Below are 20,441 nucleotides of genomic sequence, written 5' to 3' on the forward strand. Positions count from 1 at the left end.
TGATGGAGCAAAATGAATCTTTAGCTGTCATTTAATTTTATCCGCAACTCCTCAACGGAGAGTGGCGGGTTTCGCCTATGAAGCATGGCGTGGCAGTTCGGGCAGACCGGTACCAAGTCGTTGATAGGATCGACTTGGTATTGCTTTTCGATCGAGGCGATCGGCACTATGTGGTGAACATGGATGTAACCACGTCCGATTTCTCCGTATTTTTCCTCAAAGTTTAAGGTGCATACCTGACAAATCGGTTTGTGATGATTGATGCATGTATTGCGAGCTGATTCGCTACGCTCGTAAGTATTAACGAGAACAGAGCGCGCTAGCCCCTCCACATGAGATGCATCATCAGGTAATTCATCTGGAAAAATAGTTTGTGCGAGAAGTTGTTCTCCTACGACGTCGGTGCTTTCGGTCTTGGTTGTATTACTTGGTGTGTCCTGATCGGTTGCCGAATGAGAATGCTGGGGTCGCGAGAAGTAGGCTTCAATTTCGGATGCGGGGCAGCCCTTTTCCCGGTCGTGATGCTCAAGTAGGTGACGGGCCACGGTCGCCATTTCAATCTCATAGTTGGAGCCCGGCTTGAGACGGAAGGCGTAGCCCGGATCACGATCCTCGTCCCATACAAAGATGCAGGACACTGGACCATATTTCTGCCACTTTTGGCCAACACGGCCTATATTCCGAAGAAGATTCTTTGCTCCATCCGGCCCGTCTATAGCTTTTTGGAGGGACGAGTGCTGGGCCTTTCTCCAAGGGCTGGTCGTGTGAATTGCACGATATTTGATAGCCATTGTGGCTCCCTTGTGAGGTTTAACGTGCACTGGAGTGTAGTGGTGGATTCTACCTGGCGCTCCGTTGAGTTCATGCAAACTCTACGGAATGAGGCGTCAACAGACGGCGCACAGTTGGAGCTATATGCTCAAGGCATAGAACTGGTTTCCGGGCGAAAAGTCATGGCTTATTGGCTGATATGGGGTGATTCGTTAACGTCAGCCTACGGCGATGCATGAGGTTCATCTCAATCAGATGAACCTCAATCATTTTTTCAAATGTCGATATTTCTAGTTGGCCGCGATCGCTAGTAGAGCAGCGTCAACCCTCGGCCATTCAGGTGGTTGGCTCCCTGCTGCCCTGTTTTTCGCGCTTCAGCTCCCGGAACTCGCGATAGTGTTCAAAAGCGGCCTTGACCACTACCGCTAGACCTATGGTGGCAAGAATATTTTTGACCATGATTAGGGCTCCGTTAGGCCAGAAGAACTAGTGCGAAACTCACTAGCCAGACAATGAAGTAGGCCAGGTTCTGCTGCAGGTTTTTGGCACGTTGATATAGATATACCGGCACCAGCCAGACCCAGCCCTTGAAGCGGCTTGTATTGTGTCCGGCCTTTTGCAGGCGCTTCTCGTCGAAGATGGAAAGCAGCAAATTGAGTGCTAGCGTGATGTACCAGTAGCTGGCGTTTTCCATCGCTCGCTCTGCTGCAGCTTTGCTGCCATGAGGGCCCCTGCGACGAACCACTCCATCAAATATCCAATGATGGGCGCGATGGCGAGTACCCAGACCAGGGTATTACTCACTTGGCTGCCAGCCAGTGGTGGAGGGGTATTCTGCAGGTGTTGCCTCAGTGGGGTGTTTTCCAGCTTCGTCCACTCGGTGAAGCCGTGCGCCCACACGGAGCTACCGTAGCTGAGGTGGCCTGCGCGAATCAGCTCGATCATCTCTTGCTCGCTCACGCCACCTTTGCGCACACCTTTTTCCTCGTAGAACCACTGATGCGTACTGCTTTGAACAACGGACATCGATTCACTCCTCGATTCGATAGATTGCATGGCACAGTGTCTCTGCTGCTGGCGACAAAATGTGTCGCTGTGTAGGTTTCCCTACCAAGCCGAGCGGCAACTGTTCTCCGGGCTGCCCAATGGTCTAAGCGCATTGGCGATGCTCTTTGTGGGCAGATTGATGGTCATGCCGCCCGCAACGAGCTTCAGGTGGTTGGCCTGGCGTAGGGCCTCCCAGAAACCGGGAAAGTTGGCCCCGCACACCCGGCAGTCGGTGAAGAAGGGGTTGCTGTAGGATTCTCCGTCGATGATCACGTCGAAGCCGCTGCCTTCCTCAGAGCTGTAGTGTCGGCCACCGATGCTGGCGTAGGCACGAACATAGCCATCTTCCTCGTAGTCCGGGCAGGAGATGTTCAACTCGTTTCCATTGCCGTCGTCCACCAGATGTTCACTGACGCCCATCCCCCAACCGGCGGTCCATTCATAGGTGCCGGCCTGGACGCAGGTGCAGGTGAGTAGACCGCAGAGCAGCAAAATCTTGGTTGTGTGCATGGTGTGTTCTTCTTTCATGTCGCTCAGATCCTTGGTTAGCGAAGGAACTGACTCAGCCGTTCCCGCATGATCTCCGCGCGGCTGGCCGGGCGGATTTTCAGTTCGGTGTGCTGGCAGATGGGGCAGCGGCAGAACCAGTCGACATTCAGCTTGAGGGCGTCGCTGGTTGGAACGCTGGTGCGCTTCCAGCCGCAGTGCGGGCAGATGGTGGTAAGCGAAGGGGGCGGTATTGGCATGTATGATCTCTACGTTGTGCGTAGAGTGACTATGCCGCAGCAGCGCGACAGATGGCGTCGCGGTATTGCAGTCAAGGATTGCCCTGGTAGGGTGCGGGGCCTCATTCGAGGAGAGAGCCATGCAGTTCCCGTCGCTCAAGCAACGCCATCGCCAGGAGCGCTATGCAGCTATCCCCGGTGGAGTATGAAAATCGCTATTTCCAAAGCTTGGAGAGTGTCTAGGAAAGCGGGGGCGATTCAGTCTTCAGGTTTCTGGTAGTTGGCCAGAAGCTAATCCAGCAGCTCGTCAGTGATGGGACGTTACGTCTTGCTCATGGTGTCTCCGGTTCGGAGCGACAGTGTCGCTCATGAGCCGGTTACACAAAAATTCGGACACCCTCGGACAGACCACGATTAGTCATCCTGAAAATCGTGGTCTGTCCCCGGTTCGAAGCGCCTTTTGCCACTTTTTCAGAGTGCTGCCTCAAGCCGTTCTGTTGTCGGTGTCAGTGCATTCAGCTTAGCCTTCACTGTTTGGAGTTTAGCTTGATTGGTGCTGATAAAGATCGAACGCTCCTCCACAGTTTCAACGATTTTCTCAAACGCCTTGAGCTGCGGTGCGAAGAAGTCCAACAGCTTTGCGTCGTCAGCAATGATGTCGTAGATATCCTTGAAGGCGCTTTTGATCATCTCGGTAATAGACTCCTTGGCATTCTTCAACTCCTGTTCCAGTTCATGCGCTTTATAGGCGTTGAGCAGGTCCGAGGTAAGTGTGATTGCAGCGCCTGCAGGGCCTGCCCACTTTGAAATGGCGCCGGCGATTTTGGTCGCTTGCCAAGGCTTGAATTTGATCGCCACGCCGGTCACTGCGCTGAGCGCATCGCGGGCTGCAAACACCGCCCCCTTGATGATGTCTGGGCTCAGGTTGGCAATGCCTTTGGCAGCCCCGCCCATCGACTTCAATGCACTGTCACCCATGGCATTGAGGAAGCTCTCGCTGGAGTTGAGCTGGCGGCCAATATCCTGAGAGATGCGGCTGGTTACCTTGGAAGACTGGTCGAAGGAGCGGTCAATTGCGCTCTTGATTTTCAGGTTCAACTTGAAACCTACGCCATCCTCGGTGTAACCCAGTTCGTCCTCGAGGAATTCACGAATGTTTTCCAAGCCAAGCGGACGTAACTTGCCCAGCATGCCTTTCTCAAGGTTCTGAAGTTCTTCGAACAACTCACCGGCCAGGCGTTTGACTTCACGACGACCCGATTCAATGTCCTGGGTGATACGTGCCGACTCTTCGGCATTCTGCTCGGCAAAAGCCTTGAGCCGCTCCAACTGTTCTTCGGCGCGCACCACATGCTGGCCGGCGACATCTCGCACTACATCCATGCCCGTCTTGGCAATCAGCACCGCAGGCACATTGTGCCGCAACACTTGCGTGGTCATGGCTTTGAGGTCGTTGATGCGCGAGCGGCTTTCGTAGTGCTCTGGCTTGCCAAACCAGAACGGCAGGCCGCGTCCATTCGGGTTGGATGCCAGGCAGACGATATTCACCTTGGCCAGTTCATCCGGGCTAAGGTTGGCTGCACGCTGCAGTTTGCCTTTGAGGTTGTCTTTCTTGATCGTGGCCTGCGCATCGAACAGTACTTGCTCGGTGAGGTCGGTAACTTCGTCCATCTTATTGATCACGAAAATGGTCGAGGACAGCTTGTTCAAGTCCCGCAGCACCCACTTGACGATGTCGTTGTGGCTTTCCTTGAGTGGGTTGGTAGCGTCCACCACATAAAGAATCAGGTGCGCCTCGGAGATGTAGCGCTTGGTCAGGTCTTCATACATGACCTGCTCGCCGTCGACGCTCTTCTCCTTGTCCCCGAACAGACCGGGGGTGTCGACGATTTCGCACTTCTCCGGCAGCCCCTCTGGAGCGTAAATTGCCAAGCGATCAGAGGACTCGTCCATGTTGATATTCATGTCGGCCATAATCTTGCCCAGCCAAGCGGCAATAACGCTGGTCTTGCCGTCAGAGAAGGCACCAAGCAAGGCAATGCGCAGCACATCGGACTCGATGGCTTGTACCGCCGAGTCGATCTTGTGCAACTCGCTACCGACGTCGGCGCCCATCTCCCCCAATTCGTCGAGCACCGCACGCAGTTGCTCCAGCCCCTTGAGCGCTGCCTGCTTCTCAACGTTGAACTGATTGAATTGTTCCATACGGCATGTTCTCCAACTGCTCTTTAATAAGGGTCATCAGCGCGATCTGCTGTTCGATGACGTTCAGAGGGTGCTTGAGCGACGCCTCAAGTTGTTGCACGCGAGACAATACGGTTTCGTCAATGTGCTTGCGAACAGGGGCAAACAGCGTTTTGCGTTCTTCCTTCAAGGCGTTACGGGCTTCGGTGTATGCGTCATCAATCTTCTCCTGAACTTGCCCCTGTGCTTTGCGAATGCGTTTTTCCTTGCTGGTAAAGATGCTCAGCACACTCACAAAGATGCCCACCACAGCGCCAGCAACGGCGCCGATCAGGTTGCCGATCACCGGAAACGCGGTGCCGATGCCTGCCCCAGCCAATGCGTAGGAGCCTATGTTGAAGGCCATCCACCCGTAATCACCCAGTTCGAAGCCAAGGTCCAAGTCAGGTGTCTTGTAGTTGATATTCAGGGATTCGGCGTCATAGAGAAGCTGCTCGAACTCTACACGTGCAACGTCCTCCATCAGACGCTGGATGGCTTGATGCAGGTCCTGCCCCAAATCATTTAGGTACGCTTCGAACTGCCCCTGGAGTTTTTCCTTGAGCTCATTCTGCCCACGCTTGAAAGCACGGTTGATCTGGCTGGAAATAACGTCGTTATCACCGAAATTCTTTTCGACGATATCGTCGGCATCTTCCTTAAGGTCGTTGAAAAGGCTATCCCAAAGGTTCCGCCTTCCCGCAACGACTAGCCCTTCGAATCGCTCCCGGGCCGCCTTGATCGCTTCGCGGCACTTCTCGAACTCCGGTTGGGTTCTGGCAACGAATGCTTCATGGGTCGCGTGCAACGCTTGCAAGGTCGAAATGTTTTCAACCAGCAGTTCGTACACCTTGGTCTTGTTGCTCTCGATCATGTCCTCGCGGAACGTCGCAAGCTTGGTATGCAGCACCTTGGCAACAGACTTGATCTGGCTGAATTCGTACATCGCTTTCGACGAGGCGAAGTGCTTCTGATAATTACGCTGCTGAATCACCAAGTCCTGGCTACGGGCGGGGTCAATTGTGGTACGCCCAGTTTGCGCATCGCTCGCCAGCGACGAAAATGCCAGCAAGCCCTGCACGTAGTGGCCTGTCTGTAAAACCTTGCTGCCCAATACCGAGCGCAGTACGTCCTCAGTCTGTTGCAAAGCGGCGGTGGAGTCGCCGTGCGCAGTCAGTGACTCGCGGTCTTCCTCGAACTCGTAGGCGTCGGCATTGCCACGCACGTTGACCAAGGGGCACACCTGAGTACCTAAACGCAGATAAGAACGAATTTTCTCTGCGGTGGCTTTCTCAGGCTTTTTATTGGTGCCGTTTACATAGAAAACGTGATGCGCCTTGGCAACGGCCTCGCGCACCATATGCGCATACTTGGCCTCGTCACCCTCAATACCAGGCACGTCGATCAACTGAAAGCGTTTGCCCTTGTAGTTCAGGGGGTAGAGCGTATTGCCCTTGGTGAAATCGGCTTCACCCGTGCCGATGATCGAGCCGTCTACACGATTTGCCTGGGCCTTCTTGTGTTCATAAGCCAACAGATCGTCATGCAGCCCTTTGAACTGCTGATTGAGCAGGTCATCCAGTGCGGGGGAGCGCGTCTCAATGCGTTGGAGAACCGGCGTGTCATCTGGAGAGACAGGCGAGGGGGGCGAGACGGCCTCATCGAACAGATCATCAAGTTCGTGTTGGGACATTTCAGGCTCCTGCGAACTTCAGTACCGCCACCGCAGCACCAGCGCCGATCAGAACTCCACCGATGGCGAACATCGACAGCCGGGCCTTGAGGCTCGATATCGCGTGCGCTCGCGCAATGTCCAGACGCTGTGAGGCTTCTTCTTGCTCCAGTGCCAGGTGAGCGCTGGACTCCTGTTCGGCGAGCACGCGCTTGGCCGCAGCTTCCGCCTCAACTATTTGCTGACGATGTGCAGCTTCCTGTTGTTGTAACTCAAGGCGTGCCTGAGTCTCTTGCTGGGCGAGCCGGGTTCTTGCATCGGTCTCGGCTTGGGCAATCGCATTTCGCTCCTGGGCTTCGCTCTGAACGATCTGCGCCAGCCGGGCTGTGCTTTGGCGAATGCTGGCCACTTCACCCGTGTACTCGCTGTACAAGGCGTGCAAACCTTCGCGCACCTGTTCGAGCCGAGCAGTAAGGGCCTTGGAGAACTGCTCCAAGTCATCGGCATGCTGTTGCAGCAGTGCCTCGCGGGATTCTTCCTTGAACAAGATGCGCAGTGATTCGATGATCGTGCTCTTGCCAGCGTTGGTCTCGCCGAAAAACGCCAGGGTGAACGTGTCCCACTCAGCGTGTGTTTTCAACTGCTGCAGTTCGCTGTCGAACCGCCCACGAATATCACGCAGCTTGTCAGTGATATTACCTATTTCTCGCTTGCCATCTTTGTGCTCGACACAAAGAGCGAGAATGTCTGCCATGGCGTTGGCAATGTTGTCTGAGATATCGGTATAGAGGTGGTTGAGCTCTTCAGGTGAAGTCATTACGGGCCTTGTGATGAAGTTAGGCTAGGCAGGGTTTTGTTCAGCAGTACAATCCGCGAACTGAAAGCAAGACGGCTGTGGAGATTTCTAGTGTTTTTTAATTAGGTCAATATTCATACAAAACACTCAAGCGCGTGGCCTTTTCCCTGACTGCCAGCACCCAACTCTGCGGCTCCCAAACTCTCACATTTTCCCCTAAGCCAAACACCCACCACAGCGTCTCCTGATCGTCCGGCACGATGGCGCGTAGGCGTTGCCAGTCGCTGTCTGGCAGCGGCTTCAGGCTTTGCTCGTTGCTCAACGGCGTCTCGCTAAGTAGCCAGGCAATCTGCGGTGATACGTCGGCGACCAGTTCTACCTGCTCAATGAGCGCGGCGGTGTTGAGGTTTTGGCGGATGTAGCTGTCGATCTCGAAGTCGTTGTGGGCGCGGGCTGCTGCGTCCAGGCACTCGGCCTGGTGGATGCGGTGCAGGGCGAACTGGCGCAGGTCGTCATAGCAGTCGACGCTGCCGATCAGGTAGCTGATGGCGTGGCGCGAGACTAGTCCAGCGGGGTGGATCAATAGCTGCTTGAGCTCGCTTTTGCTGCGGCTCAGGTAGTTGATCTGCAGTTGTTTGTGTTCCAGCAGGGCACTGGAGGTCTGCTCCCAGACCTGCGAGGCAATCTGTGCTGGTTGCAAGGACTTGCCGTTTGGGTGGGCTCTAACCCTGCGAGCCCAGTGCGCCAGGCCATTGTTTTCCAAGTTGTCGAGGTAATCGCGGGCCATACGGAATTGGGGGCCGAGCTGATCCAGAACGCTCTGTGGCAGTAGTGTCTTTAGGTGGCTTTCCGCGAGGTACAGTGCCAGTGCCGTGGGAGTGTCCATGGCCGACAAATCGATAGGCGCATTTTCCGAAAGGCTCCAGCGAAATGATGGGGAGCTCTCGTCACGCTGTAGTGCAAAGGGGGTCGACAGTCGGTCAAGGTCGCGTTGCACTGTGCGCAGGCTTACTGAGAAACCATCATCCTTGAGTTTCTCTAGCAAGGTTGTGGTCGCAATGCGGCCTGGGGCTCGTGGGATAAGGCGCAGCAGCGCGATAAGTCTCAGGAGTGTGTCCTTAGCTTCGGACATCGTTACTTCCCTGTCGTATCGAAATGGGTGCGCTTTGTTGGCGCCACTAACATGGCGAATCTAACCCGTTCGCTGGCAATTTGCCATGCCGGTAGTGAGAAATATATCTCGAGCGAACGAAGCTAGCTGCTAGGGCTTCTAGGCGGGTTGCTCGACGTTCAAGAAGCTCTGGCGAGCGGCACCAAGGGCAGTGATCGAAGCACTCTTTTATGGTGCTATCCCCATCGTGGGGCACCACCGTCTGCTGCCATTCACAATGGCGGCAGCAGTGGGTCAGAGCTGTTCTCATTCGACGAGTCTCCTTTGCGTGGCGCTTGCAGAGGACATTACCCGGCTATAGCGACAGAACCTGTCGCGCGCTCTCGCTGAAACACTGCGGTCTGCGATGCACTAAGCTCGCGTCGCTTTTGTTGAGTTACCGCCGATTGAAGCCATTCCCCTAATTGCAAGTCGGGTTTCGTTTTCAATCAATGAACCTATGTCCGCCTTGGCGTGGCGGCTTGGTTTGACGTTCGCCTTTTCTGGTGTATACAAAAATAATTGGTCTGCGTATTGCGATAGTTTTTGCTCATTAAGCATGCTGGTTATGTGCGAGATCGTTCGTACACATAAAAAGAAGAATCAGCATGAACACAGAGACCCAAAATGCTTACCGCTCACTAGCCAGCCATTTCTACGCCACACGTCTGCCAGGCATCCCGATCAGTGAGCTGAATGAGCTCAATATCATTGGTGCTTTACTGCGGGCTGCGCCCGAATATCGGCCCGACTATTTCAGGCGATTGCGCAATGCACTCGCGCTGGATCAGAAGCTCCGGAATCACTTCTGGATTGCCCAGGAAATCAATCGGACACTCAATCCGGTGACTGTGCTCAACCTTCCTCGGAAGCGTAAGCAAGCTCGTCGGCAGAGAGTTTCAGATGACGACTTCGGAAAATGGGTGACGGCGCTTTTGGTTAAGGGGCAGAAGGTGGAAGCCGGTGCGTTGATGCTGATCAGCATGACGGGGGCACGACCTTGCGAGCTGAGGGACATCAGTATTGAGGGCACGAGGATCAGTATTCTCGGCGCCAAACATAGCCACGGTGGACTGCGTGGCGCTGATCGGATCCTGGAGGCTGACGAGGATTTCTGCCAGCTCGTCTGTAATGCGCTGGAGGCGTTTCGTTCTGATGCAAGGAGCCTGGACTCTATTCGAATGGTGATCCATGAAGCCGCGAAGGAGGTTTTCTCGCGTGGGAAACCACCCAGCATGTACGCGCTGCGTCATCAGTTCGGTGCAAATTTGAAAGCGTCTGGGATGTCCAGAGTCCAGATGGCTTACGTCATGGGCCACCAAGCAACAGACTCTATCGGGCGCTACGGTGACAAACGCTTTGGGCGTGCCGAGGCTGTGAAGGTCAGACCTGCAGCAGATGCGGATCTGACGCAGGTTCGGAGAACGCATGCCTCTTACTACCCTGGTTATTCAAAGGCGGTGAAGGCAGAGCATTAAGGCGACGTAAACGAGCAGGTCAGCCCCAGGTTTTGATGACTTCAGCTCAGGTGAAGTGGCTCAGGTCGCACCCTGTAGTCAGCTCAGAAGGCTGGCAAATGTCTCGCCGAGGAACATGACCCTGGCAGGCTCGTTAGGCATTACGGCAGTGCCGAGCACGAGGGTTTCAAGGTGTGGGTTCGTTTCCTCAACCGTCTCGGCCACTTCGGAAAGCGCCTGGATGTCAGGCTGTTCACTGTCGATGAACAGTAGATAGAGCGTTCGGAAGTCCTGGCAGGGCAGCTGCAGCTGATGCAGAGGGTTTGCGTAATCAAACTCTGAGAGAGCAAACAGCAGCTGTCGGCCCTGACTGTAGCTCAGGAACTGGCGGAAGTCGGAGTAGTTGCGACCCGGCCAGTCGCACCCCACAGCGGCATAGCGAACGTACTGAATGACTTGATCAGCCCAGGTCTTGAATTTGATGGCTGCGATTCGCTTTTGCGCAACAATCTGAAAACCCCGCTGGCCCAGATTTCGGGCGCAAGGTGCCGGATCGACGAAGAACACGTATCTGGCACCGTCTTCGTCGGCCAGGTAGGTCAGTGGTGCATTGATCGCAAAGGAAACATCGCTTGGGCCGAGTAGGGTGCGCTGTTTTTCCCAGTTGAGTTGGGTGTGTATGGACTCATGCCCCGAGTTGAAATCCATAACCCGCATGCGCAATGGGGAAGGTGGAATCAGTGTGCTCAAGTCATCCATTTCAGGCTCCGGACTCCTGGTTTTTTTGACGAAGGATCCGGCGTGCCTGAGCTTGCCCCACAAGCCATGAGATCAGTTCGGCGTAGTTGATTTCACCAACATCCACGATGGCTTTTCGGGAGGCCTCCAGGCTGGCGACCATAGTGCCCAGTGCCTGGTCATCGAGCATGCGAGACATTCCGGCACGAGATAGCAGTGTGATTGGCTCCAGCAGGGCATCGAATGCGTCCTGCAAGATCAGCAGACGCGATAGGTCATTGAGCTGTGCCTGGATTCTGGCTGGGGGCTCAGTGTTTCCCAGGAATCCGGCAAGATTGATGATTCTCCGCCCCAGGCGTTTGCTTCCTGCAGACTCCTGCAGAAGAGCTTCAAGATTTTCTTTGATTAAACGATCCATGGTTGTGCTCCTGACAGGCCTGTCGAGAGCATGGGGTATCTGTGCGACGAAACGTGTCGCGATGGCCGGGCTACATGTGCAGTTTCTTTACGGACGAAAACTAGACAGATCGCGTCGTATCCAGGGGCGCGTTAGCTTGAGTCTCAACTGCTTACGGAGGACGACCCCATGATCTTGCCGCCGACGTTGAGTGACCTGTTACCGCTGGCCTTGGTGTTGCCTGTGTTGTTGGGGCTGGCTCGTGTCGCCTATGGCGGCAGTTCTGATTGAAGGCGAATGCCAGTGAGCACTGGACTGATTCTGCTCCTTACAGACTGCTGGATTACCTGTTGTTGCAGGGGGCAGTTTCGCTAAGGAGGTCGGGCTCCGGCCAAGCCCCTCAGTTGGTCTCACCCCCAGAAGTTATCGACACCAGTAACTCCTGGTAACCCGGCACGCCACCTGCATCCTCGGGCGGGCAGGCGCGGGCTCCGTCGAGCACCTCGCACCAGGTGCCGGTGAAGTCGCAAGGCTCGATACTTTCCACGGCAATCACATGCTGCCAGTTATCGCCGAAGTCGTAGAGATAGCGCAGCCGGTCTGCCTCCTTGAAGACGCGGCGCAGTTTGGTTTTGCGGTCATCCAGCACGTCGTCGTACTGGTACATCAGTTCGGCATCCAGCGGCATATAGCAATTCACGCCATTGCTGAACTCATGCAAGTGGCAGCTGTGCCAGCCGAAGGCCGCCTGAATGAAGTGGTGCAGTTTGCGTAGGGTGCAGTCGCCGCTCACCCTGATGCGCCGCCAGATCGGCGGATCGAGCTGCAATGGCTCTAGCTGGATATGTAGGGTGTAGAGCAGGGGGTGGGCGGCCATACGGGCTCCATCTGTCAGTGATAAAGCCAGGGCTTCAGTTCATCGAGGTTGGCTACGACAATCTGCTGAGCCTCCGCCTTGGCATGCAACTTGGTCGGGTCGATCTGGTAGCGCTGCAACACGTACTGCACCAGCGCGCCACGGGTCTCGATCAGTAGCTGACCGTTCTGCATGCCATAGTCTGCCTCGATAATGGCGCGCTGCTCGGGCTTCAGGCGCGAGTCTGGTTCGATGACCACCGCGAGCTCGGTATTCCACCCGCTATCCAGGTCCCGGCTGTGCTCAGACTGGTCATCCATAAGCCCCGGTTCACCCCGAAACCGGCTGAGCACGAAGTCCCGGTAATCTCTGTTCTTCTCGCAGTAAGCGCGCACATGCCAACGCATGCCGGTGTAAATCAGGGTATGTGGGGCAATCAACCTGGTCTCAACGTCCGGGGTGCTGAAAGACACATATTCGCACTCCAGCCGCAGCCCTTCTCGGCAGGCTTTGAGCAGAGGGCGCAACACCTCCGGGCGTACTGAGCGATCCGGTACACCCAGTACTTCGGTATGCGCATAGGCCAAGGCCAGGCCGTCGATATGAGGTGCCCGCTCGTAGTTTTGATTCAGCAGATGCAGGTAGGCGCTGGCACTGTCATCGATAAACAGCGGTTTAAATTGGCGGCTCGGTACATACCCCTTCAAATGCTTGTCGTATTCCAGGTTCTTCGGCGCGTAGTCGGTGATGTAGGAATTGATGTCCTTCGACGCCTGCTGCCGGCTGATGCCAAAGCTCTGCATCAGATGGCCTGTGGTCAAACGGCCCTCCCACCAGACAATGGTCTCGATCAGGCGGTAGCGCAGAGCCAGATCCCAGCGCACTGACTCAATTGCTTGCTTGCGTTTCATGGCTTCTCCATCTGCTCGAAAACTTTACCTGTACACGTAAACACCGTGGATGCGTCGTCTGAAGCTACATATTCTGATGGCGTCATTCAAGTTGGCGCTGTAGCCGCCACGGAAAAGGAGAAGCACAGTGAACGGTATCGGAATGTCCTGGGCAGTAATGGGCATCGCTCTGCTGGCTGTCTGCATGATGGCGTTGGCAATGTTCTGGCAGATCATGCGCCGCCGAGAGGCCTTGGCCACCCTGCAGCATTACCAGCTACAGCTGGAGCAGTTGCAGCAGTTGAGTCAGCAGCAAGAAGCTGAACTGCGTGAGCAAACGGCCGCTGCGCGAGCGGAAAAGGCCCATGCTGAACAGTTGCAGCGCCAGCTCGACTTCGCTCAAGAGGAGCTCACTGCCTTGCGCGATGAGCAGAAGCAACAGCTTTCCCGCTTGGCGGAGGCGCAAAGCCAGGCCAGTGCGGCACGTGCTCAGCATGGCCAATTCGAGCAGCAGCACGGTGAGCTCAAGCAGGCCCATGAGCGCCTGCAGAGTAGTCACGAGGTGTTGCAGGACAAATTCGCCAACCTGTCTAAGGAGCACGCCACCCTCAGCAGCAGCCTGGAGCAGAAGCAGCAGCACTTTGCCGAGCAACGGCAGCTGCTCAAGGAAAGCCGCGATCAGCTCAAGCTGGAGTTCGAGCAGCTCGCTGGGCAGATCTTCGAGGCCAAGGGCCAGGCCTTCTCCCAGCACAGCCAGCAGTCCCTAGATGCGCTGCTCAAGCCGTTCCGCGAGCAGATCGAAGGTTTCCGCACCAAGGTGGAAGACATTCACCACAAGGACGTTCAGCAACAGGCCGCGCTGACCCAGGAGCTGCAGCACCTCAAGGAACTCAACCAGCAGATCACCCAGGAGGCGCACGACCTAGCCACGGCGCTCAAAGGGCAGAAGAAGGCTCAGGGTAACTGGGGGGAGCTGATTTTGGAGAACGTGCTGGAGCGCTCCGGCCTGGTCAATGGCCGCGACTTCGAGCGTGAGGTCAGCATCAACGGCGAAACCAATCGCCAGCGGCCGGATGTGATCGTGCACCTGCCGCAAGGCAAGCACCTGATCATCGACGCCAAGGTCTCACTCAACGCCTACACCCGCTACATCAACGCCGAAGACGAAACCGAGCGCCATCTGGCCCTGGCCGAGCACGTCAGCGCGGTAGGGCAGCGGATCAAGGAGCTGTCCGAGCGTCATTACTTCGATCTGCCCGGGCTGAACGCCCCGGAGATGGTGTTTATGTTCGTGCCCATCGAGTCGGCGTTCGTCGAAGCGCTCAAGGCGGATGAAACCCTGTTCCAGAAAGCCATTGAGCAGAACGTACTGGTCGCGACCCCGACCACCTTGCTCACCAGCCTCAACATCGTGCGTCAGCTCTGGCGCTTCGAAGACCAAAACAAACACACCGCCGAGCTGGCCGAACGTGCCGGCAAGGTTTACGACAAGCTGCGCACCTTCCTCGGCAGTATGGATGCCATCGGCCACAGCCTGGACAAAGCCCAGGACGCCTACCGCAAGGCACGTGATCAACTGGTCAACGGCAAGGCCAACCTGGTCAAGCAGGTCAGCGACTTCCGCCAGTTGGGAGTGGCCGTCAAAGGTGAGCTGGACGAAACCTGGGTGGATCGAGCGGATCTTGAACTGACATTGGTCGGGCATGAAACCACTGAAATGGCGCAGTAGGCGCATTGGATCTGAGGAGGTGTACATGCAGGAGTCGTACGATTTTGCATTCGAGAACTATCGGTTGGAGCAACTGTGCGAGCAGTTTCTGACGGGGCCGCTGTCGACGGGGAAATCGTGTTCCATGGCGTGGCTGCTGAAAATCGACTCGACGCAGCCTCCTTCTTCTTTTCGGACGCTGATCTTGAAACTTTGGATGCGTCGGGTTTTAAAGCCTCTGTGCTCGCCCTTCTGGATGACCTGATCATCTATCGAGCGCGATGCCAGGAGCAGAATTGCCGCGATGGTGTTTTGCGGTTGGAGCAGTCCAGGCCATCTGTCGTCTGGCTGCCGAATGGGGCCGGCGACGTTATGGTTAGGGCCCGTCGAGATGTGTAGCTAGGGAGCAGTGTTAATGCAGACGGTGGGTTTAAAACAGCGTCTTGGGGATGCCTATCAAGCAGTACTTAGCCAAGACATGCTGGCCAAGTTTGATGGCTGTAGCGAAGGGTTGACCGGAGTGTTCTTGCCCTCGGCAGCAGAAAAGCCGATGAAGCTCATGATCGTTGGTATGGAGACTCGTGCCTGGAATGGTTCTTTCAAGCAGATCCATGATGGGGATCTGAGAGGCTACATTGAGCAGTCCATGCAAAAGCACGAGAAGTATCAGGGTATGCCTCCTGGTCGATCCTGCTTTGGGCGCTTTCACCAATATGCTGCGGAAAAGCTTGGCTGCTCTCGTAAGGAAATCGGCTGGGGCAATTTATTCGCGGTGGCCTATAAAAAAGGCTCACCTAAGAAAGGCTCCAAGTCTTTTTCTGCTGTGCAGGAACTGTCCATGCAATTGCTGCGTGAACAGTTGAGGGTCATACGGCCTCAGTCGATCATATTTGTTACGGGCTGGCGTTATGACGCGGACCTGAAACGATCTCTGGATGGGCTGATCGACCGCAGCAGAGTGCTTGAAAAGAAGGCTCTGTGGGAGTTCTATCTGGGCGATACCTTGTGTTACCGCACGAGTCATCCGCGCCATGTCACAGCTGCAAAGCACCGGGAGCATGCCCTCAGCAATATTTCTGCGCATCTGAGCGCCGGCTAAGGATGATGAGAATGCAAAAGCCACACACCGTGAGTGCTCTCGAAGACCTGGGCCGAGTTAGGCTCTCCAAGAGCTTCTTCATGCGCGATTTTCTCTATTCGGAAATCAGCCAGATCAACGGCATCCCGAATATCCCCGACATCCCCGACCGCGCCATCGAGGCCGGTCGCCAGCTTTGCGAACAGTTACTGGAGCCGCTGCAAGAGCGCTTCGGGCGCATCGCCATTCGCTCGGCTTATCGCTCCCCGGCGGTCAACGCCAAAGGCGCGGAAGACGGTAACAACTGCGCGAAGAACGATAACAACTACGCCGCCCATATCTGGGACTACCCGGATGCCGATGGCCACCTGGGCGCCACCGCCTGCATTGTGGTGCCGGCCCTGCTGCCCTGGTATGACCAAACCAGTGACTGGACGCCCCTGGCTTGGTGGATTCACGACAATCTGCCCTACGTCAACCAGTACTGGTTTCCCAAGCTGGCCGCTTTCAACCTGCGCTGGAGCGCCAACCCGCAGGTGCTGCCGAGCATCAACACCTATGTCACAAACCCACATACCAGGGACAAGAAGGCGCTGGTGCACAAGGGGGTAGCCACGCTTGGCTTGCAGGAACGTAAGCAGATCGTAGAGCCCTGGCTGAAGAGCCTTACTTGAGAGGTAAACCTGATGGACCTTGCTTATGCCCAAGAGGCATCTCGTCGCTACAGCGAATGCGTGCAGAAATTCAGACTGCAGCATGAATGGATGATGTCGTTACTGCAGGGAACGGTCGCAGAGGAGTCGCTCACCCTGCTTGCAAGCATGGTCGATGAGGCAGAGGGGTGGAATGAAGAGGCAGGCTGGCTTGATATTGAGGAAGCCGCGGACCTATTTGAGCTGCAGTTGAAACTCGATCTATACCAAACCCCCATTGGCTCGTTCGATCAGATCCCTGAGGCATTCAGGGATGAGTACAGCAACATGGACGACCGGCAATTCAAGGTTCACCTACAGGAGTTGCGACAGCGTGGCGATCTGGCTTGCGAGGAGCTTTCCCACCTAAGGCAGGGGGTCAAGCATGTGTTGGTGGAGCATGGTCTGTTCGATGACTTTCAGGCCATCCTGGAGGAAGCCAATCCGCTCGATGCTGAACGCCTGGAGCCGTTGCTCGAAAATCTAGTAGGGCTGTGGAACAGTCATTACAAGCTTGGTCTGAGCTTGTTACGGATGGCGGATCAGTTGCCATCTTATGAATCGGTGGGGCCGCGATGATTGGCGGGGCGGGAGAGATGATGCCCAGGATCGACGCTGCCCTCGAACAGGTATTCCGCCGGGCTTTGGGCGAAGGGTTCGATACTGCCTGGCTGCTGCCGGATGGGGCAGAGCAGGCCTGCGATGCGTTCCATAGGCGGTTTTTCGGCGGCGCACTGAGTGTCGAGTGCTCCGAAGAGGACATCGATACGCTTCTGGACTTCTCCTGTCGGGTCTATCTGGAATACGTGCCGGCTGACTTGTTTGTAACGGCTGAACGCTTGCCTGAGCCTCTTCCTGTGCATTCGCATGTGGATAGCCCTGTTTCCGTGCTACGCAGACGAGTCAGTTGCTCGCATCCGTTCTGCGGTACCGGGGCCTTCCTCGCTGGTACTGATCGGGGCATGGCTGATGTTCCCGGGCTGCCAAACGATACGGCGCAGACCTTAGCTGGTAAGGACTAACCGCCAGCAGAGCCCGCAGCCTAGAGAAGTTATTGTTCTAATTGAAAATGTCCACTCGGTCAGGCTTTACCCTCTACGGCTGAATGGATAATGTGAGCTACGTCATAAAGCCATCAGGGATGAGCGCCAGGCAGTTCATGGAGCATCGCCTTCTCTCCCGCAACAAATGCCGCGATTTGGCCGCTGTGCGCACACACCGGCAAGCCCTGCTCGTTGCACGGCTCCGCAAAATGAAGAGAAGGGTGCAGTATGCAATTGACCCAAGCCCCGGCGCCCGGCGCCCGTGCGCTGATCCGTGATGAAGAGTGGATCATCCAGAACGCCGACCAGTGCAACCTCGGTGGCTGGCAGCTCTCCTGCATCGGTGTTTCGGAAACCGTGCGCAACCGCCATGCGCTGTTCCTCACCGAGCTGGAAGACATCACGCTGATTGACCCGGCCAAGACCGAGCTGGTCTACGACGAGTCGCCCACCTTTACGGCTTCGCGCCTGTTTGTCGAGGCACGCCTGCGTCAGTCGGCGCTGCAGAATGGTGCTGTGGTGATTGGCCAGCATGCCGTGATGGATGCGCTGCCATTTCAGCTCCAGCCAGCGCAGCGGGTGCTCGAGCAACTGCGCCCGCGTCTGTTGATTGCCGATACCGTGGGCCTGGGTAAAACCCTCGAAGCCGGCATCCTCACCACCGAGCTGATGCGGCGCGGCAAGGCCAGGCGCATCCTCGTAGTCACCACCAAGAGCATGATGCGCCAGTTCCAGCAGGAGTTCTGGAACCGCTTTACCATCCCGCTCACACGTCTGGACTCGGCTGGCATTCAGCGCATCCGCCGCGATATTCCGGCCAACCATAACCCGTTCAACTACTACGACCGCACCATCATCTCGGTAGATACGCTCAAGCGCGACAGCGAGTATCGCCACTACCTGGAAAAGGCCTGGTGGGACCTGATCATCATCGACGAGGCCCACAACGTCTCCTACAAGGGCAACCGTACCCAGAGCAACCGTCTGGCCGAACTGCTCTCGCAGCGCTCCGATGCTCTGATCTTGCTCACCGCTACTCCGCACAACGGTAAGAAGGACAGCTTCGCCAGCCTGATGCGCATGCTCGACCCTACGGTGCTGCCATCCGGCGCGGACTACACCCGCGACGATGTCGAGCATCTGTTCATCCGCCGCTTCAAGAAAGACGTGCGCGAGCAGATGAAGCAGGACTTCCCCGAGCGCGAGGTCTTCCGTCTAGCCGCCGAAGCCAGCCCTGCGGAGAACCTGGCTTTCGATGCCCTGGCCGAACTCAAGCTGAACAGTGAAGGTTCAGGCGCCCGTGACGGCGCCATGCTGTTCCGTACCGTGCTGGAAAAGGCCCTGTTTTCCTCACCGGCAGCCTGTCTGCAGACCCTCAGGGAGCGCATCCGCAAGCTGGAGAACAAAGACCCGCAGCATCCGGACCTCGACGGCCTGCGTGACCTGCAAGGCCTGGTGCAAGCCATCGGCCCGCAGCAGTTCAGCAAATTCCAGCATTTGATCGAGCAATTGCGCAATGGCCAGCACTGGCGCTGGGACAGCCGAGACCCTAGTGACCGCTTGGTGATTTTCACCGAGCGGGTCGAGACCCTCAAATTCCTCCAGCAGGAGCTGCCCAAGGCGCTGGGGCTGAAGGACGAAGCAGTCGCCATCCTCCACGGCCAGTTGCCTGATCAGGAGATCCAGCAAACCGTTGAGGACTTCGGCAAGACCCACTCGCCGCTGCGCCTGCTGATTGCCTCGGACGTTGCCTCCGAAGGTCTCAACCTGCACTACCAAGCGCACCGCCTGATCCACTTCGATATTTCCTGGTCGCTGATGGTGTTCCAGCAGCGCAATGGCCGGGTCGACCGTTACGGTCAGACCCGCGCCCCGAAGATCGCTTACCTGCTCACCGAGCCGCGCCACGAGCGCATTCGCGGTGACCTGCGTTACCTGGAAATTCTCATCGACAAGGACGAACAGGCCGCCAAGAACATCGGCGACCCCTCGGCCTTCATGGGGCACTACGACGAGGAGTTGGAAGAGCTCGAAGTGGCCAAGGCCATCGAGGGCAATGCCACCCTGGAAGCCTTCGAGGCGCTGCTGGCGGGAGATGATGTCGATCCGTTCGAGGCACTCTGGGCCAGTGCCAGCGCAGCGGAAACACCCGCCGTCTATACCGCACAACCCCAAAGCGCGCAGACGCAGGAACTCACCAGCCTGTTCGGCAACAGCTACCAGTACCTGCGCGATGCGTTGCGCCTGCTGGCCGAGCAATCGCCGCGTGACTATCCGCCGGTCAAATACGACGACGCCAACAAGACTCTGAGCCTCCAGCCCAGTCGTGACTTGGCGCAGCTGCTCAAGCGCGATCTGGCCAGCGAGATGTGGCCGGAGGACAACACCTTCGCCCTGAGCGCCGACAGAACCGTGGTTGAGTCCGCCATCCGCCAGGCCCGCGACACCAACGCCTGGCCGCAGCTGCACTACCTCTGGGCGCTGCACCCCATTGCCCAATGGCTCGACTACAAGCTGATGGCCCTGTTTGGTCGTCAGCGCGCTCCATTGCTGCGCGTGGCGCAGGGCCTGCATGCCGGTGAGGCCATCGTGCTGGTGCTGGCGCAGGTGCCCAACCGGCGTGGCCAGGCGGTGCTCGCCGAGTGGATGGGCGTGCAACTCAATGCCGCCGGGCAGGTACAGGGCGTGCTCAGTCTGGAGGATGCCCTGCAACGCACCGGTCTCGCCGGCAACCTCGGAGGCGGCGCCAATATTCGCGCCAACGATGGCAACGCCCCGGATGCTTGCGCTCTGCAAGCGTCTCTGCAGGGTGTGATTCAGGCCGCCCAGCAGCACATCAGGCCGATCAAGCAGGCCTTCGATACCGACTGCCGGGCACGCCTGGACCGCGAGCTGAGCAAGCTGAAAACCCTGCAGGATAAGCACACCGCCCAGCTGGAGCTGGATTTCGCCAAGGGCATCGAGCAGGTCAACGCGGCCAAGCGCAAGCAGAAGGAAAGCGACACCGCCGAGCTGTTCAACAACTACCAGCAATGGATACGCGACACCCTGCAACTGGACGACCGCGCCCAGTTCACTGTCGTCGCAGCCCTGATGGCGTAAGGAAGGAAACCCCATGACTTTTGCCATTGCCGGCCTGACCAACGCCAACGAGTTCTACAGCCAGCATTACCTGGACGAGATCCTCGAAAAAGACCT

22 protein-coding genes are annotated in these 20,441 nt (G+C 56.8%); 8 read left to right on the forward strand and 14 right to left on the reverse strand.

The window, feature by feature from the left end:
* Window positions 1–20: 20 nt before the first annotated feature.
* From ACSX1D_RS02565 to ACSX1D_RS02610, 10 genes are all read right to left on the reverse strand, one after another.
* The gene (locus ACSX1D_RS02565) at window positions 21–791 is read right to left on the reverse strand and encodes an HNH endonuclease (protein ID WP_439860845.1); all 771 of its coding nucleotides are present in this window, start codon (window positions 789–791) and stop codon (window positions 21–23) included.
* A gap of 316 nt (window positions 792–1,107) precedes the next feature.
* Complete coding sequence (locus tag ACSX1D_RS02570; protein ID WP_439860846.1) at window positions 1,108–1,230, reverse strand: hypothetical protein; 123 nt, start codon at window positions 1,228–1,230, stop codon at window positions 1,108–1,110.
* Between the two features lie 13 nt (window positions 1,231–1,243).
* Window positions 1,244–1,465 (reverse strand): hypothetical protein, encoded by a 222-nt coding sequence (locus ACSX1D_RS02575; protein ID WP_439860847.1) that lies wholly within the window; start codon window positions 1,463–1,465, stop codon window positions 1,244–1,246.
* Window positions 1,432–1,797, reverse strand: a complete 366-nt coding sequence (locus ACSX1D_RS02580) for a DUF4339 domain-containing protein (protein ID WP_439860848.1) — start codon at window positions 1,795–1,797, stop codon at window positions 1,432–1,434. The genes ACSX1D_RS02575 and ACSX1D_RS02580 overlap by 34 nt, the downstream gene beginning before the upstream one ends.
* Before the next feature lie 81 nt (window positions 1,798–1,878).
* Entirely contained in the window at window positions 1,879–2,328 is a 450-nt protein-coding gene (locus ACSX1D_RS02585) for a hypothetical protein (RefSeq protein ID WP_439862258.1), read from the reverse strand.
* A 35-nt stretch (window positions 2,329–2,363) separates the two neighbouring features.
* Complete coding sequence (locus ACSX1D_RS02590) at window positions 2,364–2,564, reverse strand: hypothetical protein (RefSeq protein WP_439860849.1); 201 nt, start codon at window positions 2,562–2,564, stop codon at window positions 2,364–2,366.
* A 450-nt stretch (window positions 2,565–3,014) separates the two neighbouring features.
* A complete protein-coding gene (locus tag ACSX1D_RS02595; protein WP_439860850.1) occupies window positions 3,015–4,748 on the reverse strand; it encodes a LeoA/HP0731 family dynamin-like GTPase in 1,734 nt (577 codons plus the stop codon).
* Window positions 4,720–6,459: a hypothetical protein gene (locus ACSX1D_RS02600; protein WP_439860851.1), complete on the reverse strand. Its 1,740-nt coding sequence runs from the start codon at window positions 6,457–6,459 to the stop codon at window positions 4,720–4,722. The genes ACSX1D_RS02595 and ACSX1D_RS02600 overlap by 29 nt, the downstream gene beginning before the upstream one ends.
* A gap of 1 nt (window position 6,460) precedes the next feature.
* Window positions 6,461–7,255 carry a hypothetical protein gene (locus ACSX1D_RS02605; protein ID WP_439860852.1) on the reverse strand — a complete coding sequence of 265 codons (795 nt, stop codon included), beginning with the start codon at window positions 7,253–7,255 and terminating at the stop codon, window positions 6,461–6,463.
* A gap of 106 nt (window positions 7,256–7,361) precedes the next feature.
* The gene (locus ACSX1D_RS02610; RefSeq protein ID WP_439860853.1) at window positions 7,362–8,366 is read right to left on the reverse strand and encodes a helix-turn-helix transcriptional regulator; all 1,005 of its coding nucleotides are present in this window, start codon (window positions 8,364–8,366) and stop codon (window positions 7,362–7,364) included.
* A 626-nt stretch (window positions 8,367–8,992) separates the two neighbouring features.
* Here ACSX1D_RS02610 and ACSX1D_RS02615 point away from each other — a divergent pair.
* The gene (locus ACSX1D_RS02615) at window positions 8,993–9,862 is read left to right on the forward strand and encodes a site-specific integrase (protein ID WP_439860854.1); all 870 of its coding nucleotides are present in this window, start codon (window positions 8,993–8,995) and stop codon (window positions 9,860–9,862) included.
* A gap of 78 nt (window positions 9,863–9,940) precedes the next feature.
* Here the strand turns inward: ACSX1D_RS02615 and ACSX1D_RS02620 are convergent, their stop codons facing one another.
* The 4 genes from ACSX1D_RS02620 to ACSX1D_RS02635 all read right to left on the reverse strand — a co-directional run bounded on the left by ACSX1D_RS02620 (window position 9,941) and on the right by ACSX1D_RS02635 (window position 12,743).
* The gene (locus tag ACSX1D_RS02620) at window positions 9,941–10,600 is read right to left on the reverse strand and encodes a hypothetical protein (protein WP_439860855.1); all 660 of its coding nucleotides are present in this window, start codon (window positions 10,598–10,600) and stop codon (window positions 9,941–9,943) included.
* A 1-nt stretch (window position 10,601) separates the two neighbouring features.
* On the reverse strand, window positions 10,602–10,997 hold the full coding sequence (locus ACSX1D_RS02625; RefSeq protein WP_439860856.1) for a hypothetical protein: 396 nt from the start codon (window positions 10,995–10,997) through the stop codon (window positions 10,602–10,604).
* A 379-nt stretch (window positions 10,998–11,376) separates the two neighbouring features.
* A complete protein-coding gene (locus ACSX1D_RS02630) occupies window positions 11,377–11,853 on the reverse strand; it encodes a plasmid pRiA4b ORF-3 family protein (protein WP_439860857.1) in 477 nt (158 codons plus the stop codon).
* Window positions 11,854–11,867: 14 nt separating this feature from the next.
* Window positions 11,868–12,743, reverse strand: a complete 876-nt coding sequence (locus ACSX1D_RS02635) for a helix-turn-helix transcriptional regulator (RefSeq protein WP_439860858.1) — start codon at window positions 12,741–12,743, stop codon at window positions 11,868–11,870.
* 127 nt (window positions 12,744–12,870) lie between these two features.
* Between ACSX1D_RS02635 and rmuC the strand changes: the two genes are divergently transcribed.
* The 7 genes from rmuC (at window position 12,871) to ACSX1D_RS02670 (ending at window position 20,345) form a co-directional block, all read left to right on the forward strand.
* On the forward strand, window positions 12,871–14,451 hold the full coding sequence (rmuC, locus tag ACSX1D_RS02640; protein ID WP_439860859.1) for a DNA recombination protein RmuC: 1,581 nt from the start codon (window positions 12,871–12,873) through the stop codon (window positions 14,449–14,451).
* Between the two features lie 25 nt (window positions 14,452–14,476).
* The gene (locus ACSX1D_RS02645; RefSeq protein ID WP_439860860.1) at window positions 14,477–14,695 is read left to right on the forward strand and encodes a hypothetical protein; all 219 of its coding nucleotides are present in this window, start codon (window positions 14,477–14,479) and stop codon (window positions 14,693–14,695) included.
* Window positions 14,696–14,845: 150 nt separating this feature from the next.
* Window positions 14,846–15,529, forward strand: coding sequence for a hypothetical protein (locus ACSX1D_RS02650; protein ID WP_439860861.1), 684 nt, complete (start codon window positions 14,846–14,848; stop codon window positions 15,527–15,529).
* 11 nt (window positions 15,530–15,540) lie between these two features.
* Window positions 15,541–16,182 carry a peptidase M15 gene (locus tag ACSX1D_RS02655; protein ID WP_439860862.1) on the forward strand — a complete coding sequence of 214 codons (642 nt, stop codon included), beginning with the start codon at window positions 15,541–15,543 and terminating at the stop codon, window positions 16,180–16,182.
* A 12-nt stretch (window positions 16,183–16,194) separates the two neighbouring features.
* Window positions 16,195–16,779, forward strand: a complete 585-nt coding sequence (locus ACSX1D_RS02660) for a hypothetical protein (protein ID WP_439860863.1) — start codon at window positions 16,195–16,197, stop codon at window positions 16,777–16,779.
* A gap of 20 nt (window positions 16,780–16,799) precedes the next feature.
* A complete protein-coding gene (locus tag ACSX1D_RS02665; RefSeq protein ID WP_439860864.1) occupies window positions 16,800–17,222 on the forward strand; it encodes a hypothetical protein in 423 nt (140 codons plus the stop codon).
* Window positions 17,223–17,471: 249 nt separating this feature from the next.
* Complete coding sequence (locus tag ACSX1D_RS02670; RefSeq protein ID WP_439860865.1) at window positions 17,472–20,345, forward strand: DEAD/DEAH box helicase; 2,874 nt, start codon at window positions 17,472–17,474, stop codon at window positions 20,343–20,345.
* Window positions 20,346–20,441: the final 96 nt, after the last annotated feature.

Origin of the sequence: Pseudomonas sp. MBLB4136, assembly GCF_051904765.1 — a bacterium.
Classification (GTDB): domain Bacteria; phylum Pseudomonadota; class Gammaproteobacteria; order Pseudomonadales; family Pseudomonadaceae; genus Aquipseudomonas.

Excerpts from the sequence above, each read along its gene's own strand:
- ACSX1D_RS02635 (WP_439860858.1), bottom strand. The coding sequence starts at position 12,743 with ATGAAACGCAAGCAAGCAATTGAGTCAGTGCGCTGGGATCTGGCTCTG.
- ACSX1D_RS02570 (WP_439860846.1), bottom strand. The coding sequence starts at position 1,230 with ATGGTCAAAAATATTCTTGCCACCATAGGTCTAGCGGTAGTGGTCAAG.
- ACSX1D_RS02660 (WP_439860863.1), top strand. The coding sequence starts at position 16,195 with ATGGACCTTGCTTATGCCCAAGAGGCATCTCGTCGCTACAGCGAATGC.
- ACSX1D_RS02645 (WP_439860860.1), top strand. The coding sequence starts at position 14,477 with ATGCAGGAGTCGTACGATTTTGCATTCGAGAACTATCGGTTGGAGCAA.
- ACSX1D_RS02625 (WP_439860856.1), bottom strand. The coding sequence starts at position 10,997 with ATGGATCGTTTAATCAAAGAAAATCTTGAAGCTCTTCTGCAGGAGTCT.
- ACSX1D_RS02595 (WP_439860850.1), bottom strand. The coding sequence starts at position 4,748 with ATGGAACAATTCAATCAGTTCAACGTTGAGAAGCAGGCAGCGCTCAAG.
- ACSX1D_RS02620 (WP_439860855.1), bottom strand. The coding sequence starts at position 10,600 with ATGGATGACTTGAGCACACTGATTCCACCTTCCCCATTGCGCATGCGG.
- ACSX1D_RS02580 (WP_439860848.1), bottom strand. The coding sequence starts at position 1,797 with ATGTCCGTTGTTCAAAGCAGTACGCATCAGTGGTTCTACGAGGAAAAA.
- ACSX1D_RS02670 (WP_439860865.1), top strand. The coding sequence starts at position 17,472 with ATGCAATTGACCCAAGCCCCGGCGCCCGGCGCCCGTGCGCTGATCCGT.
- ACSX1D_RS02615 (WP_439860854.1), top strand. The coding sequence starts at position 8,993 with ATGAACACAGAGACCCAAAATGCTTACCGCTCACTAGCCAGCCATTTC.
- ACSX1D_RS02565 (WP_439860845.1), bottom strand. The coding sequence starts at position 791 with ATGGCTATCAAATATCGTGCAATTCACACGACCAGCCCTTGGAGAAAG.
- ACSX1D_RS02655 (WP_439860862.1), top strand. The coding sequence starts at position 15,541 with ATGCAAAAGCCACACACCGTGAGTGCTCTCGAAGACCTGGGCCGAGTT.
- ACSX1D_RS02585 (WP_439862258.1), bottom strand. The coding sequence starts at position 2,328 with ATGCACACAACCAAGATTTTGCTGCTCTGCGGTCTACTCACCTGCACC.
- ACSX1D_RS02575 (WP_439860847.1), bottom strand. The coding sequence starts at position 1,465 with ATGGAAAACGCCAGCTACTGGTACATCACGCTAGCACTCAATTTGCTG.
- ACSX1D_RS02590 (WP_439860849.1), bottom strand. The coding sequence starts at position 2,564 with ATGCCAATACCGCCCCCTTCGCTTACCACCATCTGCCCGCACTGCGGC.
- ACSX1D_RS02605 (WP_439860852.1), bottom strand. The coding sequence starts at position 7,255 with ATGACTTCACCTGAAGAGCTCAACCACCTCTATACCGATATCTCAGAC.
- ACSX1D_RS02665 (WP_439860864.1), top strand. The coding sequence starts at position 16,800 with ATGCCCAGGATCGACGCTGCCCTCGAACAGGTATTCCGCCGGGCTTTG.
- ACSX1D_RS02600 (WP_439860851.1), bottom strand. The coding sequence starts at position 6,459 with ATGTCCCAACACGAACTTGATGATCTGTTCGATGAGGCCGTCTCGCCC.
- ACSX1D_RS02630 (WP_439860857.1), bottom strand. The coding sequence starts at position 11,853 with ATGGCCGCCCACCCCCTGCTCTACACCCTACATATCCAGCTAGAGCCA.
- ACSX1D_RS02650 (WP_439860861.1), top strand. The coding sequence starts at position 14,846 with ATGCAGACGGTGGGTTTAAAACAGCGTCTTGGGGATGCCTATCAAGCA.
- ACSX1D_RS02610 (WP_439860853.1), bottom strand. The coding sequence starts at position 8,366 with ATGTCCGAAGCTAAGGACACACTCCTGAGACTTATCGCGCTGCTGCGC.